The organism is Methylobacterium sp. AC690 (assembly GCF_979256535.1).
In genome coordinates, this window is the sequence record NZ_CEEDOX010000038.1 from 1 (window position 1) to 18,074 (window position 18,074).

General features: G+C 71.8%; 14 protein-coding genes. 11 read left to right on the forward strand and 3 right to left on the reverse strand.

Translation table 11 applies throughout. The features are described from left to right. Positions 1–228: 228 nt before the first annotated feature. Positions 229–996, forward strand: a complete 768-nt coding sequence (locus AC0IY1_RS24880) for a YggS family pyridoxal phosphate-dependent enzyme (protein WP_471773230.1) — start codon at positions 229–231, stop codon at positions 994–996. A 7-nt stretch (positions 997–1,003) separates the two neighbouring features. On the opposite strand, the gene AC0IY1_RS24885 is transcribed toward AC0IY1_RS24880, so the two are convergent. Further along, entirely contained in the window at positions 1,004–1,432 is a 429-nt protein-coding gene (locus AC0IY1_RS24885) for a MarR family winged helix-turn-helix transcriptional regulator (protein WP_471773232.1), read from the reverse strand. A gap of 117 nt (positions 1,433–1,549) precedes the next feature. On the opposite strand from AC0IY1_RS24885, the gene AC0IY1_RS24890 reads away from it, so the two are divergent. From AC0IY1_RS24890 to AC0IY1_RS24930, 9 genes are all read left to right on the forward strand, one after another. Further along, entirely contained in the window at positions 1,550–2,881 is a 1,332-nt protein-coding gene (locus AC0IY1_RS24890; protein WP_471773234.1) for an MFS transporter, read from the forward strand. 370 nt (positions 2,882–3,251) lie between these two features. Further along, entirely contained in the window at positions 3,252–3,974 is a 723-nt protein-coding gene (locus tag AC0IY1_RS24895; RefSeq protein WP_055946454.1) for an amino acid ABC transporter permease, read from the forward strand. A 40-nt stretch (positions 3,975–4,014) separates the two neighbouring features. Next, complete coding sequence (locus tag AC0IY1_RS24900) at positions 4,015–4,707, forward strand: amino acid ABC transporter permease (protein ID WP_055946451.1); 693 nt, start codon at positions 4,015–4,017, stop codon at positions 4,705–4,707. A gap of 134 nt (positions 4,708–4,841) precedes the next feature. Continuing rightward, entirely contained in the window at positions 4,842–5,570 is a 729-nt protein-coding gene (locus tag AC0IY1_RS24905; RefSeq protein ID WP_055948551.1) for an amino acid ABC transporter ATP-binding protein, read from the forward strand. Positions 5,571–6,369: 799 nt separating this feature from the next. Further along, the gene (aceE, locus tag AC0IY1_RS24910; protein ID WP_471773236.1) at positions 6,370–9,033 is read left to right on the forward strand and encodes a pyruvate dehydrogenase (acetyl-transferring), homodimeric type; all 2,664 of its coding nucleotides are present in this window, start codon (positions 6,370–6,372) and stop codon (positions 9,031–9,033) included. Positions 9,034–9,159: 126 nt separating this feature from the next. Beyond that, positions 9,160–10,488, forward strand: a complete 1,329-nt coding sequence (gene aceF, locus AC0IY1_RS24915) for a dihydrolipoyllysine-residue acetyltransferase (RefSeq protein ID WP_471773237.1) — start codon at positions 9,160–9,162, stop codon at positions 10,486–10,488. A gap of 39 nt (positions 10,489–10,527) precedes the next feature. Beyond that, on the forward strand, positions 10,528–12,399 hold the full coding sequence (lpdA, locus tag AC0IY1_RS24920; RefSeq protein ID WP_471773239.1) for a dihydrolipoyl dehydrogenase: 1,872 nt from the start codon (positions 10,528–10,530) through the stop codon (positions 12,397–12,399). Between the two features lie 140 nt (positions 12,400–12,539). Beyond that, positions 12,540–13,031 carry a hypothetical protein gene (locus AC0IY1_RS24925; protein WP_471773241.1) on the forward strand — a complete coding sequence of 164 codons (492 nt, stop codon included), beginning with the start codon at positions 12,540–12,542 and terminating at the stop codon, positions 13,029–13,031. A 100-nt stretch (positions 13,032–13,131) separates the two neighbouring features. Beyond that, positions 13,132–15,396, forward strand: coding sequence for an NADP-dependent malic enzyme (locus AC0IY1_RS24930; protein WP_471773243.1), 2,265 nt, complete (start codon positions 13,132–13,134; stop codon positions 15,394–15,396). A gap of 205 nt (positions 15,397–15,601) precedes the next feature. Here the strand turns inward: AC0IY1_RS24930 and AC0IY1_RS24935 are convergent, their stop codons facing one another. Next, on the reverse strand, positions 15,602–16,474 hold the full coding sequence (locus AC0IY1_RS24935; protein WP_471773245.1) for a LysR family transcriptional regulator: 873 nt from the start codon (positions 16,472–16,474) through the stop codon (positions 15,602–15,604). Between the two features lie 92 nt (positions 16,475–16,566). On the opposite strand from AC0IY1_RS24935, the gene AC0IY1_RS24940 reads away from it, so the two are divergent. Beyond that, positions 16,567–17,538, forward strand: coding sequence for an NAD(P)H-binding protein (locus AC0IY1_RS24940; protein WP_471773247.1), 972 nt, complete (start codon positions 16,567–16,569; stop codon positions 17,536–17,538). Positions 17,539–17,544: 6 nt separating this feature from the next. On the opposite strand, the gene AC0IY1_RS24945 is transcribed toward AC0IY1_RS24940, so the two are convergent. Further along, the coding region (locus tag AC0IY1_RS24945; protein ID WP_471773249.1) for a L,D-transpeptidase family protein at positions 17,545–18,074 on the reverse strand (530 nt) is incomplete at its 5' end.

Genomic DNA, 18,074 nt, shown 5'->3' on the forward strand with positions numbered 1-18,074 from the left:
GTTCTGGGGTGAGTGGCGCGCCTCGCGGGGTGCGGGCTCGCCCTGAGAGGCTGAGGGCCGGACTACCACGGGGAGGGGAGGGGTCAACACGGATCGGGCTGCCCGGTCCGCGGGGGAGCATCGTCGCCGAGCCTGCATCGGCGCGCGGCGCGTTGTCCTTGCGGCCCGCGCCCGGAATGGTAGTCCCCGGGCCGAGCGATCCACCGAACCCCTTCCCTGCGAGGCAGCATGGCCGACACAGTTCCCGACGACGCCATCTCCGAAACCGCGCTCGAGCCCTCGCCCGAAAACTCGCCCGACGCTGCCCCGCCCCCTCCGAACGCCGCCGACGTGGTGGCCGGGCTGGCGGCGGTGCGCCACCAGATCGCCCAGGCGGCGGAGGATGCCGAGCGCGATCCCGCCACGGTCGCCCTGGTGGCGGTGTCGAAGACGATTCCCGCCGCCGGGATCCTGCCGGCGCTGGCCGCCGGGCAGCGCCTGTTCGGCGAGAACTACGTCCAGGAATCCAAGGCCAAGTGGCCGGCGCTCCGGGAGCGCTACCCGGACGTGGAGCTCCACCTCGTCGGTCCGCTGCAATCGAACAAGGCCCGGGAGGCGGTGGAGCTGTTCGACGTCCTCCACGGCCTCGACCGGCTCTCCCTCGCGGCGGCTTTGGCCAAGGAGATCGCGCGGGTGGGCCGCGCGCCCAAGCTCCTGATCCAGGTCAATACCGGCGACGAGCCGCAGAAGGGCGGCGTCGCGCCGGCCGCGCTCGACACCCTGCTGTCCGCCTGCCGCGAGACCCACGGCCTCACGATCCACGGGCTGATGTGCATCCCGCCCGCCGACGCGCCGCCCTCGCCGCACTTCGCCCTGCTGGCCCGGATCGCCGAGCGCCACAGCCTGCCGATCCTTTCCATGGGCATGAGTGCGGACTACCCCGCCGCGATCCAGATGGGTGCCACCCATGTCCGGGTCGGCACCGCGATCTTCGGCGCCCGTCCGCGCAAGGGCTAGGGCCGCCTCACACCGTCCGCACCACCCGCGCCAGGGCGGTCCGGAGGTCCGCGGCCGCCGGCGCGCCGTAGCGTGCCTCGAAGCCCGCCTGCGCCACCCGCCAGAGGGGCTCGGCCTCGGCGATGCGCCGCCGGCCGGCCTCGGTGAGGTGGAGGGCCCGGGTCCGCCCGTCCGGTCCCGGCCCGACGGCGAGGAGGCCGTCGCGCTCCAGGGGCTTCAGGGCCCGCCCCATGGTGGTGCGGTCCATCGCCATGGCATCGGCGAAGGCGGCGATGGCGATCGGGCCGAGGCGCGCCAGGCCCACCAGCATCGAATACTGCGACGTGCGCAGGCCCGCCGGCGCCAGGTGCCGGTCGTAGAACTGCGTCACCTGCCGGGCGCCCCGGCGGATCGCGTTGCAGTGGCAGAGCACGGCGGGGGAGGGGGGATCGGCCATGGAACGCTCCGCGCGGTCGGAGCCCTTGTCTAAAGCGTGCATATGCGCTTATGCAAGGCGCCTGCGCTCCTGCAAGGCTCCAGGGCCTGGGCAGCCGGCGCGCCGGAGCACCGTGCCATGGCCACCGACCCCACCCTGCGCCTGTCCGACGCCGTCGCGACGGGGTTCGCCCGCCGCGGCCTCCATTACGGCTGGGCCGTGGCCGGCGTGACCTTCCTGACCATGCTGGTGACGGCGGGCGCCGTCGGAGCCCCGGGTGTCCTGATCCTGCCCCTCCAGAAGGAGTTCGGCTGGGACACGGCGACGATCGGCTCGGCGCTCGCCGTGCGCCTCGTCCTGTTCGGCCTGATGGGGCCCTTCGCCGCCGCCCTGATGAACCGCTACGGCCCGCGCCGGATCGTGCTCCTGGCCCTGGGGCTGATCGCCGGCGGCCTGCTGGCCTCCCTGGGGATGACGCAGGTCTGGCAGCTCGTCCTGCTCTGGGGCGTGGTGGTGGGCATCGGCACGGGGCTGACCGCCCTGGTGCTGGGCGCCACGGTGGCGACGCGCTGGTTCTCGCGATCCCGCGGCCTCGTGGTCGGCCTCCTCACTGCCAGTTCCGCCACGGGTCAGCTCGTGGTGCTGCCCCTGCTCGCCGCCCTCACGGAGGCCCTCGGCTGGCGCGCCGCCCTGCTGGTGATCTGCGGCCTCCTCCTCGCGGCCGGCCTCGGGGTCGTCGCCCTGATGCGGGACCGGCCGGAGGATCTCGGGCTGGCGCCCTACGGCGAGACGCGCCCGACCGTGGCCCCGGCCACCCCGGGCTCCGGTGCCGCCGGCCCGAGCGCCCACGGCGCCCTGTCCGCCCTGCGCGACGCCGCCGGCACCCGGGTGTTCTGGGTGCTGTTCGCCACGTTCTTCATCTGCGGGGCCAGCACCAACGGGCTGATCCAGACCCACTTCATCCCCCTCTGCGCCGATTACGGCATCGGGCCGGTACAGGGCGCCAGCGTGCTCGCCGCCATGGGCGTGTTCGACTTCATCGGCACCGTGGCCTCGGGCTGGCTCTCCGACCGCTACGACAACCGCTGGCTCCTGTTCTGGTACTACGGCCTGCGCGGCCTCTCGCTGATGTTCCTGCCGTTCTCGGACTTCTCCTTCGTGGGCCTGTCGCTGTTCGCGGTGTTCTACGGCCTCGACTGGATCGCCACGGTGCCGCCCACCGTGCGGTTGACCGCGGCGCGGTTCGGGCGCGAGCGCGCCAACCTCGTCTTCGGCTGGGTCTTCGCCGGCCACCAGCTCGGCGCGGCGACGATCGCCTACGGAGCCGGTCTCTCGCGGACCGAGCTCGCGACCTACCTGCCGGCTTTCTTCGCCGCCGGGGCGCTCTGCCTCGCCGCCGCCGGGCTGATCCTCACCCTGGGCCGGCCGGCCCCGCAGGGTGTCCCCGCGGCCACACCGGCCCGCGCCTGAGCCGCGGGTCGGCCCTCGCCCTCGGGCTCTGGTCCGGATGATGCTAGGGGCGGGCACCGATGCGCCGCCCTGGTTCCCGTCCGATCCGTCTCAGCCCCCTCCGTGCCCGGCCGAATCGCCCGAAGGCCGTCGCTCCGCCCCCTCCGGGCGGGCCGGCGGCCCTTGCGTGGCGTGCGCGGGGTCATGCCCGGAAAAGCAGCAAATCTCTGGAAATGTCAGTGTGGGACCGGGGCGCGACCCTCAAGGCCCTGGACCTTCCGCTCAAGGTCTCGGCACTGTCCGACACAGCACCGCCACATTCACGGGCGCGCGCCCGCACGCTTGCCACGGGCGCTCGCCCGGATGCCCGATCACAGGGGACGACGACGCGATGAACTACAACTGGAACTGGGGCATCTTCCTCGAACCGTCCCCGGAAGGCACCGGCACCTACGCGGACATGCTGCTCTCGGGCCTGATGTGGACGGTGGTGACGGCCCTCTGCGCCTGGGTGATCGCGTTTCTCCTCGGCTCCGTCATCGGCGTGATGCGCACCCTGCCGTCGAAGCTCGCCAACGCCGTCGGCACGACCTACGTCGAGCTGTTCCGCAACATCCCCCTGCTGGTGCAGATGTTCCTCTGGTACTTCGTCCTGCCGGAGGTGCTGCCCGAATCCTGGGGCAGCGGGATCAAGCAGCTGCCCAACGCGCCGTTCTACACGGCGGTGGTGTGCCTGGGCTTCTTCACCGCCTCCCGCGTCGCCGAGCAGGTGCGCGCCGGCATCCAGGCCCTGCCGCGCGGGCAGAAGATGGCCGGCACCGCCATGGGCCTGACGGTCTACCAGACCTACCGCTACGTGCTCCTGCCCAGCGCCTACCGGATGATCCTGCCGCCGCTGACCTCGGAATTCCTGAACAACCTCAAGAACACCTCGGTCGCCCTCACCATCGGCCTGCTCGAGCTCACCGCCCGCGCCCGCGCCATGCAGGAATTCTCGTTCCAGGTGTTCGAGGCCTTCACCGCCGCCACCGTCCTCTACGTCCTGATCAACGTCGTGGTGATCTTCACCTCCGGCTGGATCGAGCGCCGCGTCGCCGTCCCGGGCCATCGCTGAGGGGCTGCCCTCCGCCTTCTCCTCCTCAAGGATCGCCGCGATGCTCGCGAATTTCGACTTCTCCGTCATCACCTCCGCGCTGCCGTACCTGTTCCTGGACGGCATGCGCTTCACCCTGACGCTGACGGCGCTCGCCGCCATCGGCGGCATCGTGCTCGGCACGCTCATCGCCATGATGCGGCTCTCCAGCCTGCCGGTGATCCCGACCGTGGCCAAGGGCTACGTCAACCTGATGCGGTCGCTGCCCCTCGTGCTGGTGATCTTCTGGTTCTACTTCCTGGTGCCCTATCTCGGGCAGTGGATCACCGGGGCCGACCGGCCGATGACGGTGGGTGCCTTCACCTCGTCGCTGGTGACCTTCACGCTGTTCGAGGCGGCCTACTTCTCCGAGATCATGCGCGCCGGCATCCAGTCGATCCCCAAGGGCCAGGCGGCGGCGGCCTCGGCGCTGGGCCTGACCTACTTCGCCTCGATGCGCAGCGTGATCCTGCCCCAGGTGTTCCGCAACATGACACCGATCCTGCTGACGCAGACCATCGTCCTCTTCCAGGACACCTCGCTGGTCTACGTCCTCTCGGTGACCGACTTCCTCGGCGCGGCCTCGAAGATCGCCCAGCGCGACGGCCGCCTCGTGGAAATGTACCTGTTCGCGGCCGTGGTCTACTTCGCGGTCTGCTTCGTGGCCTCCATGGCGGTGCGCCGCCTCCAGAAGAAGATCGCCATCATCCGCTGACGCCGGGCCCCCCTCTGCCCAGGCATTCCCTGGACGAGGCCTTCCCCCGCTCAGGCGTCGCCGCATCCCAGACGAGGATTTCCGCCATGACCACGTCGCTCAACACCGCCCAGGCCCCCGTGACCACGGGGCCGATGATCACCATGAAGTCCGTCAGCAAATGGTACGGCGACTTCCAGGTCCTCACCGATTGCAGCACCGCCGTGAACAAGGGTGAGGTGGTGGTGGTCTGCGGGCCCTCGGGCTCCGGCAAGTCGACCCTGATCAAGTGCGTCAACGCCCTCGAGCCCTTCCAGAAGGGCGAGATCGTCGTCGACGGCACGCCCGTGCACGACAAGAAGACCAACCTGCCGAAGCTGCGGGCCCGGGTCGGCATGGTGTTCCAGCACTTCGAGCTGTTCCCGCACCTCTCCATCACGGAGAACCTGACCCTGGCGCAGCGCAAGGTGCTCCGGCGCGACGAGGACACCGCCCTCAAGACGGGGCTGGCGCTCCTCGACCGGGTCGGCCTCTCGGCTCACGCCAAGAAGTTTCCCGGCCAGCTCTCGGGCGGCCAGCAGCAGCGCGTGGCCATCGCCCGGGCGCTCGCCATGAACCCGGTGGTGATGCTGTTCGACGAGCCGACCTCGGCCCTTGATCCCGAGATGGTCGGCGAGGTGCTCGACGTCATGGTCCAGCTCGCCCGCGAGGGCATGACCATGATGTGCGTGACCCACGAGATGGGCTTCGCCCGCAAGGTCGCGAACCGCGTGATCTTCATGGACAAGGGCGAGATCGTCGAGGACGCCACCAAGGAGGACTTCTTCGCCAACGCCCGCTCCGAGCGCGCCCAGAACTTCCTGTCGAAGATCCTGGTGCATTGAGGGCCGGCGCCGGTTTCGGCGCCCCGTCGTCCCCCCGAGGGCGGACGGCGTCACCGAAGCGGGACCGTTTCCCGCTTCGGTCGTTGCCCCATCCCTGAGGGAATCCCGCTGCGCGGTGGCCCCTGAACGAGCCCGCGCCACGGTCTTCACGAAGTTCGGAGCGTCCGCGACCTCGCCGTCGCGTTGACCCTCCTGGTGGTCGTTTTCCCCGTGGCGCGCCGCACGGCGCGGGACCCGGGCGGCTCCCGTCGCGCGGCGCTGCGGACGAGCTGCACCGACATCGCCGCCCCGCTGCGAGACCGCGCCTCCGGGGTGCCGTCCGGCCGCCCCGTCATCCTCGCCTCATGATCCTCGCCCCATAATCCTCACCCCATGATCCTCGCGATCGGCTTCGGGGTTGGGTGTGCCCCGTGGGTGGCCGGCCGTGTCGCCTGGACCCACGCGACGTCTCTCGGAGCAGCCGCGACGGTGCCGGGGGTCGTCTCGGCGGGGACCGGCCTGGGCTGGATCATCCGGACCCGGCGCGGACCGGCGCAGCGACCTGCCCGAGGCTGCGCCGGCCCCGACAACGCCGCCGGCACGGGTCTGGAAAGCCAGACAAAAAAATTCAAACCCGTAACAAATTTCGCAGACCAAAAACTTTCGGCTTCGGCGAAGCCATTGCCAGACAACGCAAAAAGCGATTGGGTGGGGTTGGCACGAACGCTGCTCACGAACGCTGCCGACGCACGAACGCCGCTGACGCGTGAGGCGCCAAAGAGCGGACCGCGAGAACCGCTGAAAAACCAAGGAGGATGCCATGGAGCGTAGCCGCGACCTCGATCCCGTCGAGACGCAGGAATGGCTCGATTCGCTGGACGGCGTCCTCGACGTCGACGGGCCGGAGCGGGCGCATTACCTGATCGAGCAGGTGATCGACGGGGCCCGCAAGAAGGGCGCTCCCGTCCCCTACTCGGCCAACACCGCCTACCTCAACACGATCCTGCCCGAGAAGCAGGACCCGCATCCCGGCGACCGGGCGATCGAGCACCGCATCCGCTCGGCCATCCGCTGGAACGCCATCGCGATCATCCTGCGGGCGAACAAGGACTCGTCCGAGCTCGGCGGCCACATCGCCAGCTTCCAGTCCGCCGCCACCCTCTACGACACCGGCTTCATGCATTTCTGGCGGGCGGCCGATTCCAGCCACGGCGGCGACCTGATCTACGTGCAGGGCCATTCCTCGCCCGGCGTCTATGCCCGCGCCTTCCTGGAGGGGCGCCTCACCGAGGAGCAGCTCCTCGGCTTCCGGCAAGAGGTCGGCGGCAAGGGCCTGTCGTCCTATCCGCATCCCTGGCTGATGCCGGATTTCTGGCAGTTCCCCACCGTCTCCATGGGCCTCGGCCCCCTGATGGCGATCTACCAGGCGCGCTTCCTGCGCTACCTGCACCACCGCAACCTCGCGCAGACGGACGGCCGCAAGGTCTGGGCCTTCATGGGCGACGGCGAGATGGACGAGCCGGAGAGCCTGGGCGCCATCGCGCTCGCGGCGCGTGAAAAACTCGACAACCTCGTCTTCGTCATCAACTGCAACCTGCAGCGCCTCGACGGGCCGGTGCGCGGCAACGGCAAGATCGTCCAGGAGCTGGAGGCCGATTTCCGCGGCGCCGGCTGGAACGTCATCAAGGTGCTGTGGGGGTCGGGCTGGGACGCCCTGATCCAGCGCGACAGCACCGGCATGCTGGCGCGCCTGATGGAGGAGTGCGTCGACGGCGAGTACCAGGACTTCAAGTCGAAGAACGGCGCCTACATCCGCGAGCACTTCTTCGGCCGCTACCCCGAGACCGCGGCCCTCGTGGCCGACATGAGCGACGACGACATCTGGCGCCTCACCCGCGGCGGCCACGACCCGCGCAAGGTCTTCGCCGCCTACAGCGCCGCCTCCAAGCACAAGGGCCAGCCGACCCTCATCCTCGCCAAGACCGTCAAGGGCTACGGCATGGGCGAGTCCGGCGAGGGCCAGAACATCACCCACCAGCAGAAGAAGATGGGCGAGGCGGTCCTGCGCCAGTTCCGCGACCGCTTCCAGATCGACCTGACCGACGACCAGCTGAAGGAGATCCCCTTCATCAAGTTCCCCGAGGGCAGCCCCGAGCACCGCTACCTGATGGCGCGGCGGGAAGCCCTCGGCGGTCCCCTCCCGGCCCGGCGGCGGACATCGCAGGCCCTGGAGATCCCGCCGCTCTCGGCCTTCTCGGCCCAGCTCAAGGAGACCGCGGGCCGCGAGATCTCCACCACCATGGCCTTCGTGCGCATCCTCAACACGCTGCTGCGCGACAAGAACATCGGCAACCGCATCGTGCCGATCGTGCCCGACGAGAGCCGCACCTTCGGCATGGAGGGCATGTTCCGCCAGTTCGGCATCTTCTCCCAGGTCGGCCAGCTCTACCGGCCGGAGGATGCCAACCAGCTGATGTACTACAAGGAGGACAAGAACGGTCAGATGCTCCAGGAGGGCATCAACGAGCCGGGCGCGATGTCGTCCTGGATCGCGGCCGCGACCTCCTACTCGCACTCCGACGCGCCGACGATCCCGTTCTACGTCTACTACTCGATGTTCGGCTTCCAGCGGGTCGGCGACCTCGCCTGGGCGGCGGGCGACATGCGGGCGCGGGGCTTCCTCGTCGGCGGCACGGCGGGGCGCACCACCCTCAACGGCGAGGGCCTGCAGCACGAGGACGGCCACAGCCACCTGATCTCGTCCACCATCCCGAACTGCGTCTCCTACGACCCGACCTTCTCGTACGAGGTGGCGGTGATCGTGCAGGACGGCCTGCGCCGGATGTATGCCGAGCAGGAGGACGTGTTCTACTACATCACCGTGATGAACGAGAACTACGAGCACCCCGGCATGCCGGAGGGCGCCGAGGCCGACATCATCAAGGGCATGTACCTCTTCAAGGAGGGCCCGAAGGAGAAGACCCGGGGGCACCGGGTCCAGCTCCTGGGCTCGGGCACCATCCTGCGGGAGGTCATCGCCGCGGCCGCCCTGCTGGAGCAGGATTTCGGCATCAGCGCCGACATCTGGAGCTGCCCGAGCTTCACCGAGCTGCGCCGCGACGCCATGGCGGCGGAGCGCTGGAACCTCCTGCACCCGCTGGAGGGCAGGCGCCTCTCCCATGTGGAGACCTGCCTGACCGGCCGCACCGGCCCGGTGGTGGCCGCCACCGACTACATGCGCCTGTTCGCCGACCAGATCCGCACCTGGGTGCCCGGACGCTACCGCGTGCTCGGCACCGACGGCTTCGGCCGCTCGGACTACCGGGCCCGCCTGCGCGACTTCTTCGAGGTCAACCGGCACTGGGTCGTGGTGGCGGCGCTGCACAGCCTGGCCGAGGAGGGCGTGATCCCGGCCCAGACCGTGGCCGACGCCCTCGCCCGGTACGGCATCGACACCGACCGGCCGGCCCCCTGGACCGTCTGAGCTGATCCGGCTCGGCGCCGGCCGCCCACGCGCGGCCGGCGCCCCCGACTTCCCGACCTTTCACCGACCACACCACCGGACGAGGGGGCCCGCGAGAGGCTCCGACTCAGCCAGGGAGAATGCGCAGTGGGCATCGAGATCCAGATCCCGGATATCGGCGACTTCAAGGACATCCCGATCATCGAGATCCACGTGAAGGAGGGCGACACGATCGGGCCCGACGACCCGCTGGTCTCGCTGGAATCCGACAAGGCGACCATGGACGTGCCCTCGCCGAGCGCCGGCGTGGTGGAGCGGATCCTGGTCAAGCTGGGCGACAAGGTGAGCGAGGGCTCGCCGCTCCTGGTGTTCAAGGGCGAGGCCTCCCAGGGTGCGGTCAAGGGCGCCGAGACCGCCGCCGACGCGCCCGCGGGCGCCGACAGCGCCGCCCTGCTCGCCAAGCAGGAGCCGGCCCCGAGCGCGACGCCCACCCCGAATTCGGCCCCCGCCGCGCCCGCCCCGTCGGCCGGCAACCTTCCCGACTTCTCACAGGTCCATGCCAGCCCCGGCGTGCGGCGCCTGGCCCGCGAGCTCGGCCTCGACCTGACGGCGGTGAAGGGCACCGGCGAGAAGGGCCGGATCACCAAGGAGGACGTGAAGGGCCACCTCACCCGCGCGGCGGCGCCCGCCGCGGCCGCCTCCGGCACGGCCGCCTTCTCCGGCGGCGGCATGGGCATCCCGGAGATCCCGGCGGTGGATTTCGCGAAGTTCGGCCCGATCGAGACCCTGCCCCTGTCGCGGATCAAGAAGATCTCCGGCGCGCACCTGCACCGGTCCTGGCTCAACGTGCCGCTGGTCACCCACCAGGACGAGTCGGACATCACCGAGACGGATGCCTACCGCAAGGAGCTCGACGCCCAGGGCAAGGAACTCAAGGACAAGGGCTACCGCGTCACCCTGCTGGCCTTCCTGATCAAGGCCGCGGTTTCCGCCCTACGCAAGCACCCCGAGTTCAACGCCTCGCTGTCGCCTGAGAAGGACGCCCTGATCCTCAAGCGCTACTACAACATCGGCGTCGCGGTCGACACGCCGGACGGGCTCGTCGTCCCGGTGATCAAGGAGGCCGACCGCAAGGGCCTCGTGGAGATCAGCCGCGACCTCGGGGCGATCTCGGCGAAAGCCCGCGACGGCAAGCTCAGCGCCGCCGACATGCAGGGCGCCACCTTCTCGATCTCCAGCCTCGGCGGCATCGGCGGCACCGCCTTCACGCCGCTGGTCAACGCCCCCGAGGTCGCGATCCTGGGCGTCGCCCGCGCCAAGATGAGCCCGGTCTGGAACGGCACCGCGTTCACGCCGCGCCTGATCGTGCCGCTCTCGCTCTCCTACGACCACCGCGTCATCGACGGTGCGCTCGCCGCGCGCTTCACCCGCCACCTCGCCCACGTCCTTGAGGACGTCCGGCGCCTCGTCGTCTGACGAAGCCCGGTTGCGCGACCCAACGAGCGAGGTGAAGCGATGAGCAGCAACGACGTCCACCTGCCGGATATCGGCGACTTCAAGAACGTGCCCGTGATCGAGGTCAGCGTCAGCCCCGGCGACGTGATCTCGGTCGACGACGTGATCATCGTGCTGGAATCCGACAAGGCCACCATGGACATCCCGTCCCCGGTGGCCGGCACGGTGGCCGAGGTGCGGATCAAGCCCGGCGACACGGTGAGCCAGGGCGACCTGATCCTGGTGATGGCCGAGGCCGCGAACGCCGGCGCCGGCGCGCCGAAGCCCACGGTCACCGACACCACCAGGTCCGGCGCTCCCGCCTCCGCCCCCGGCGCCCCCGCGGCCATGAGCGGCCACGCCCCGGGCGAGGGCCAGGCCGGCTACGGCTCCTCGGCCACCGCCACCGGCGGGGCGGCGCCCGCGCCGGCCCCGAAGGCGGCGGCTCCCGTCTCCGGCGAGGCGATGCGGGCCCAGGTCCTCGTCATCGGGGCCGGACCCGGCGGCTACACCGCCGCCTTCCGGGCGGCGGATCTCGGCCAGTCGGTGGTGCTGGTCGAGCGCTGGCCGAGCCTCGGCGGCGTCTGCCTCAACGTGGGCTGCATTCCCTCGAAGGCCCTGCTGCACGCCGCCAAGGTCATCGACGAGAGCCACGCCATGGCGGCGCACGGCATCAGCTTCAGCGCGCCGCAGATCGACATCGACAAGCTGCGCGCCTGGAAGGACGGGGTGGTCCAGCGCCTCACGGGCGGCCTCACCGGGCTGGCCAAGCAGCGCAAGGTCACGGTGGTGACGGGCGAGGCCCGCTTCGTCAGCCCGAACCAGGTCGCGGTGGAGCACGAGGGCCAGACCCGGATCATCGGCTTCGACCACGCCATCATCGCGGCCGGCTCCGAGCCGGTGCAGATGCCCTTCATCCCGCACGACGACCCGCGGGTCCTCGACTCGACGGGGGCGCTGGAACTCGACGGCGTCCCGGCCCGCTTGCTGGTGATCGGCGGCGGCATCATCGGGCTGGAGATGGCCACCGTCTACCACGCCCTCGGCGCGAAGGTGACCATCGTCGAGCTGATGGACCAGATCATCCCCGGCGCCGACAAGGACCTGGTCACGCCGCTGATGAAGCGGATCAGCAAGCAGTACGAGGCGATCCACCTCAAGGCCAAGGTCACCGCCGTGGAGGCGACGCCGGAGGGGCTGAAGGTCTCGTTCGAGGGCGGCACCGCCCCGGCCAGCGACACCTTCGACAAGGTGCTGGTCTCGGTGGGGCGGCGCCCCAACGGCCAGCGCATCGGCGCGGAGGCGGCGGGCGTCGCCGTCGACGCGCGCGGCTTCATCGCCGTCGACCGGCAGATGCGCACCAACGTGCCCCACATCTTCGCCATCGGCGACGTGGTCGGCCAGCCGATGCTGGCCCACAAGGCGACGCACGAGGGCAAGGTCGCGGCCGAGGTCGCCGCCGGCAAGGCCAGCGCCTTCGACGCCAAGGTTATCCCCTCGGTCGCCTATACCGATCCCGAGGTGGCCTGGGTCGGCATGACCGAGACCGAGGCCAAGGCGAAGGGCGTGAAGGTCGGCAAGGGCGTCTTCCCCTGGGCGGCCTCCGGGCGCTCCCTGGCGCTCGGCCGCGAGGAGGGCCTGACCAAGGTCCTGTTCGACCCGGAGACGGACCGCATCCTCGGCTGCGGCATCGTCGGCCCGTCCGCCGGCGACCTCATCGCGGAGGCGGCCCTGGCCATCGAGCTGGGGGCGGATGCCGAGGATATCGGCTTGACCATCCACCCGCACCCGACCCTGTCGGAGACGATCGGCTTGGCGGCGGAGGCCTTCGAGGGCACCATCACCGACCTCTACATGCCCCGGAAGGACGGGCCGAAGCGCGCCGGCCACTGACGCCGGGCGTTCGTGCCGAGGCCCGGACCTCGGCAGGCGCCTTCGGGACGGGCGCCGCCGCATCAGGAAGACAGGACCGCGCCGCGACCGGCACGGTCCTCGCGGAGCCCGTCCCGGCTCCGGCTTCGGGAGACCCGCCGATGTCGTCGAACGCGCCCGATCTCACCTCCGGACCCCCATCGTCCGCCGCACCGGATCCGGCGCTGCGGCGCGCCGAGGCCGCCCGCGATGCCGTCGCGGAGGCCGTCGCGGGCACCCTCGACCGCCTCGCCACGGTGGGGCGGACGGCCGGCGCCGACGTCGCGGCGGACCTCCGGGCCGCTGGTCGGCTGATGGCCCGTCACACCCAGCGGCAGCTCGCCGCCAACCTCACCCTGGTCCAGGGCCTGATGGCGGCGCGCAGCCTGCCCGCGATGCTGCAACTCCAGCAGGATTTCCTGCGCCGGCAAATGGACTGGGCCCTGCGCGACTGGGACCTGGCCCGAGCCCAGGCCCTCGACCTCCTGGCCGAAGGGCGCCGGGCGGCCGGGGGCGAGCCCGACCCGGCCCCGCCGTCGGCGGTCGAGCCGGAGGCCGGTCCGCCGGAGACCGGTCCGCCGGAGACGCCGCCCCCCGATCCTCACCCGGCCTGATCCGTCCCGCGCGGCAGGCCCGACACCCCCTCCGGCTGCCACCGACCCCGCCCCCGGCGGGGCCGACGGCGCCTGTCACCCGCAACCCCCAGGACCAGACATGAGCAAAGACACCGACCTGCGCGCGCCGGGCGCCGCCGCGAACGCCGATGCCGGCACCGAGGCCGCCCTGACCCGGGCCGCCCTCGACTATCACCGCTTCCCGACCCCGGGGAAAATCGCGGTCCAGCCCACCAAGGACATGAGCACCCAGCGCGACCTCGCCCTCGCCTATTCCCCCGGGGTTGCCGCCGCCTGCATGGCGATCGCGCACGCGCCCGACGAGGCCTACAGCCTGACCTCCCGGGGCAACCTCGTGGCGGTCATCACCAACGGCACGGCGGTGCTCGGCCTCGGCCATATCGGCGCGCTTGCCGGCAAGCCCGTGATGGAGGGCAAGGGCTGCCTGTTCAAGAAGTTCGCCGGCATCGACGTGTTCGACATCGAGGTCGACGAGACCGATCCGGAGAAGTTCATCGAGACCGTCGCCCGCCTGGAGCCGACCTTCGGCGGCATCAACCTCGAGGACATCAAGGCCCCCGAGTGCTTCGTCATCGAGACGAAGCTGCGCGAGCGCATGAAGATCCCGGTCTTCCACGACGACCAGCACGGCACCGCCATCGTGGCCGCCGCCGCCCTGATCAACGCCCTCGCGGTGGTGGGCAAGCCGATCGAATCCGCCACCCTGGTCTGCTCGGGCGCGGGCGCCGCCGCCATCGCCTGCCTCAACATCCTGGTGGGCCTCGGCCTGCGCAAGGAGAACATCGTCGTCTGTGATTCCCGCGGCGTGGTCTCCACCGACCGGATGGCCTCCCTCGACGCGCAGAAGCGCGCCTATGCCCGGGACACCACGGCCCGGACGCTGGGCGACGTCGTGGCCGGGGCCGACATCTTCCTCGGCGTCTCCCAGGGCGGCGTGCTCAAGCCCGAGATGGTGGCGAGCATGGCCGACAAGCCGATCATCCTGGCGCTGGCCAACCCCGACCCGGAGATCCTGCCGGCCCTGGCCAAGCAGGTGCGGCCCGACTGCCTCATCGCCACCGGGCGCTCGGACTACCCGAACCAGGTCAACAACGTCCTGTGCTTCCCCTTCATCTTCCGGGGCGCCCTCGACGTCGGCGCCACCGAGATCAACGAGGCCATGAAGCTTGCCGCCGTGCGCGCCCTCGCCGACCTCGTCCATGCCGAGCCGTCGGACGTGGTGGCCGCCGCCTACGGGGCCCACGACCTGCGCTTCGGGCCCGACTACCTCATTCCGCGCCCCTTCGACCCGCGCCTGATCACCACCGTCGCCCCGGCGGTGGCCCAGGCCGCCATCGACAGCGGCGTCGCCACCCGGCCCTTCAAGGACGTCGAGACCTACCGCCGCTCCCTGGAGCGCCTGGTCTACACCTCCGGCACGGTGATGCAGCCCGTCTTCGCCGCCGCCTCCGAGGCCGGCGCCCATTCGGAGGCCGGCCCCCAGCGGATCGCCTATGCCGAGGGTGAGGAGGACCGCGTGCTCCGCGCCGCCCAGGTGGTGGTGGACGAGCGCCTCGCCACCCCGGTCCTCCTCGGCCGGGCCGAGACCATCGCCGAGCGGATCGCCGGCCTCGGCCTGCGCCTGCGCATCGGCACCGACGTGCACGTGGTCGAGACCGCGCCGGGGGCCGACACCACCGTGCGGGCCGCCGCGCTGCTCGCGGCCGGCGAGGTCGACGGCATGCTCTGCGGCACCACCGGCACCTACCCGGCCCATCTCGCCGCCGTGACGGGGACCATCGGCCTGAAGCCCGGCGCGCAGGGGCTCGCCGCCATGGGCCTGCTGCAGCTGCCCCGGCACACGCTGTTCATCTGCGATCCCTACATCCACCGCGACCCCAGCGCCGCCGAGATCGCCGACATGACGGTGCAGGCCGCCGCCGCGATGCGCCGCTTCGGCCAGACCCCGCACGTCGCCCTGGTCTCGTCCGCGAATTTCGGCAGCGTCGACGATCCGGTCTCACGCAAGATGCAGGAGGCCCTGGCGCTCATCCGGGAACGGGCACCGGATCTCGAGATCGACGGCGAGATGTCCGCCGACACGGCGCTCAGCCGGACGATCCTCGGGCACCTGCGCCCGGACTCGGCCCTCACCGCCGAGGCCAACCTCCTCGTCATGCCGACCCTGGAGGCGGCCAACATCACCTTCAACGCCCTGAAGGTGGTGGCCGGCCAGAGCGTCTCCGTCGGCCCGATCCTGCTCGGCGCGGCCCGGCCGGTGCACATCCTGACCCCCACCGCCACCGTCCGCGGCATCGTCAACATGACGGCCCTGACGGCGGCCTCCGCCGCGGAGGTGGCCTGACGGGCAGGGGAGGCCTGACGGGCAGGGGAGGGGGCCGGCCTCTCCCCTCAGGCCTCGTCGACGGAGGCCGGCAGCCCGGACCGCGCCGTCATTCCGGGGTGCCGCTCTGCGGCTCCGGAATGACGGCGCAAGGCCCGATGGGCCGGCAGGGATCACCGCCTGAAACCCTCATAAAAAGCCGGCTACACGTTTTTTAAGCCGGCAATTATTCTGAGAGGTAACCCGTCAAGGTGCGGGCGAGATGATCGAACAGCGCCCGGATGCGACGGGTGGTGCGCAGGTCCTCGTGCATGACGAGCCAGATCCCGATCTCGGCCAGCACGAGGTCGGGCAGGACCGGTACGAGCTCCGGGTCGCGGCGGGCGACGCCCGCCTGGCAATAGCCGATGCCGAAGCCGGCGCGCAGGGCCGCCAGCAGCCCGAGGTCGTCGTCGCAGGCGAAGGCGAAGGTCAGGTCGTGGCCGAGCGTCGGGCGCACCCGCGCCGCATGGACGGCCCGGCCGATCAGGCTGTGGCGCCCGAGCTCCGCGGGCGTCGCGGGCAGGCCCCGTCGCGCGGCGTAGGACCGGTGGGCGTAGAACCGGACCGGCGCGGTCCCGATGCGCCGGGCCACCAGGGCCTCCTGGGTCGGGGCCACGTTGCGCACGGCGAGGTCCGCGTCCCGGCGCAGCAGGTCTTCGGTGCGGTCGCTGAGGGAGAGTTCGAGGTCGACCCCCGGATGGGCCTCGTGGAACCGGGCCAGCATCGGCGGCAGCACCGCGCCCCCCAGGAAGGTGCTGGCGGTGAGGCGGATGCGGCCCCGCATCGCGTCGGTGTCGCCGGAGGCCCGGCGCAGGAGGGCCGCCGCCGCCGCGGCCATGGCCTCCGCCTGGGGCACCAGGTCGAGGGCCCGGTCGGTGGGCCGCAGGCCGTCGCGGCCACGGGTGAACAGGGTCGCGCCGAGGCCCCGCTCCAGGGCGGCGATCTGGCGGCCGAGGGTGGGCTGGGTCAGCCGCAGGTCGCGTGCCGCGCCGGACAGGCTGCCCGCACGCATCACCCCCAGAAACGCCCGCCACAGGTGCCAGTCCGGCTCAGCCATACGGTTTCGTATGGCAGGTCGCCGCCTTTCGGCAATATGCGTTGGGCCGCTCCCCCTGCATCCTCGGCGGCGTTTCAGGATCGGAGGATGCGATGACGGACAGGCTGGCCCTGGTCACCGGGGCGACGGGCGGAATCGGCGGGGCGGTGGCGGAGGCGCTGCTGCGGCACGGCTGGCGGGTGCGCGGTCTGGCGCGCGACCCCGACCGGGCCCGGCGGACCGGGCCCGCGGGCGTCGACTGGGTCGCGGGCGACGCCCTGCGCCCGGCCGACATGGTGGCGGCGGCCCAGGGCGCCCGCATCCTGTTCCACGGGGTGAACCCGCCCGGCTACCGCGACTGGCGCGGCCTGGCGCTGCCCATGCTGGGCCATGCCATCACGGCGGCGCAGGCGGCGGGCGCCCGCCTCGTCATGCCGGGCAACCTCTACGTCTACGCCCCCGAGGCCGGGCCGCGCCTCGACGAGGACGCGCCGCGCCGTCCGCGGACCCGCAAGGGCGCGGTCCGGGTCGAGATGGAGGCGATGCTGGCGGCGGCCGAAGGGCTCGATCACCTGATCCTCTGCGCCGGCGACTTCTTCGGCCCGCACGCGCCGAGCTCCTGGGTCACCACCGTGCTGATGCGGGCGGGCCGGCCCCTGCGGTGGGTGGCGACCCCCGAGAGTCCGGGTGCGGGGCATGCCTGGGCCTACCTGCCCGACCTCGCCGAGACCTTCGCGCGCCTCCTCGACGACGCGGCCACCCTGCCGCGCCAGCTGCGCCTGAACTTCCGGGGGCATCACCTGCAGGGGCGGGCCATGGCGGAGGCGGTGGCCGAGGCGGCGGCCCAGGCCGATCCCGGGGGCCGCCGGCCGCCGGTCCGGCCCTTCGCCTGGACGCCCGTCTATCTCGGGGCGCCCTTCGTCACCGTCCTGCGCGAGCTGATCGAGATGCGCTATCTCTGGTCGACCACCCTGGAGCTCGACAATGCGCGCCTCGTCGCCCGCCTCGGCGCGGAGCCGCACACGCCCCTCGCGGCGGCGGTGGCGACGAGCCTCGCCGCCCTGCGGGCCCGCCGCGCCGCCTGAGGCCGCTCAGCCGATCCGCATCCGGGTGCCCGGGCCGACCCGGCGCAGCAGGCGGACGAGGTCGGCCCGGCGCAGGGCGACGCAGCCCTCGGTCGGCAGGAAGCCGGCCCGCGCCACGTGCAGGAAGATGGCCGAGCCGCGGCCCGGCCGGATCGGCCCGCGATTGTGGTCGAGGTCGATCACGAGGTCGTAGAGCCCGTCGTCGCGCCACATCCGCTCGTGCCCGACCCCCGGGGCGGGCAAGCGGATCGGCCGGTTGTAGCGCCGGTCCCGGGCGTCGTCGCACCAGCCGTCGCCGGGGGCGCTCGGGCGCAAGGGCAGGAGGCTCGCCGGCCGGCTCGCGAAATGGTCCGGCCGGTAGACCCCGCCGCGCAGGCGGACCGTGCCCCGGGGCGAGGCGCCGTCGCCCTCGCGCTTGACCTGCCGGATCCCGCTCCGCCCGAGGGCGCAGGGGATGACGGCGGCCCCCGCGAGGAGCTGGCCCCGGCTCCGGTCCGTCACCAGGGCGCGGACGCGCAGGCGGGGGAGGGTGGTGG

Excerpts from the sequence above, each read along its gene's own strand:
- AC0IY1_RS24930 (WP_471773243.1), top strand. The coding sequence starts at position 13,132 with ATGAGCAAAGACACCGACCTGCGCGCGCCGGGCGCCGCCGCGAACGCC.
- AC0IY1_RS24935 (WP_471773245.1), bottom strand. The coding sequence starts at position 16,474 with ATGGCTGAGCCGGACTGGCACCTGTGGCGGGCGTTTCTGGGGGTGATG.
- AC0IY1_RS24925 (WP_471773241.1), top strand. The coding sequence starts at position 12,540 with ATGTCGTCGAACGCGCCCGATCTCACCTCCGGACCCCCATCGTCCGCC.
- aceE (WP_471773236.1), top strand. The coding sequence starts at position 6,370 with ATGGAGCGTAGCCGCGACCTCGATCCCGTCGAGACGCAGGAATGGCTC.
- lpdA (WP_471773239.1), top strand. The coding sequence starts at position 10,528 with ATGAGCAGCAACGACGTCCACCTGCCGGATATCGGCGACTTCAAGAAC.
- AC0IY1_RS24895 (WP_055946454.1), top strand. The coding sequence starts at position 3,252 with ATGAACTACAACTGGAACTGGGGCATCTTCCTCGAACCGTCCCCGGAA.
- AC0IY1_RS24880 (WP_471773230.1), top strand. The coding sequence starts at position 229 with ATGGCCGACACAGTTCCCGACGACGCCATCTCCGAAACCGCGCTCGAG.
- AC0IY1_RS24905 (WP_055948551.1), top strand. The coding sequence starts at position 4,842 with ATGATCACCATGAAGTCCGTCAGCAAATGGTACGGCGACTTCCAGGTC.
- AC0IY1_RS24940 (WP_471773247.1), top strand. The coding sequence starts at position 16,567 with ATGACGGACAGGCTGGCCCTGGTCACCGGGGCGACGGGCGGAATCGGC.
- AC0IY1_RS24885 (WP_471773232.1), bottom strand. The coding sequence starts at position 1,432 with ATGGCCGATCCCCCCTCCCCCGCCGTGCTCTGCCACTGCAACGCGATC.
- AC0IY1_RS24890 (WP_471773234.1), top strand. The coding sequence starts at position 1,550 with ATGGCCACCGACCCCACCCTGCGCCTGTCCGACGCCGTCGCGACGGGG.
- AC0IY1_RS24900 (WP_055946451.1), top strand. The coding sequence starts at position 4,015 with ATGCTCGCGAATTTCGACTTCTCCGTCATCACCTCCGCGCTGCCGTAC.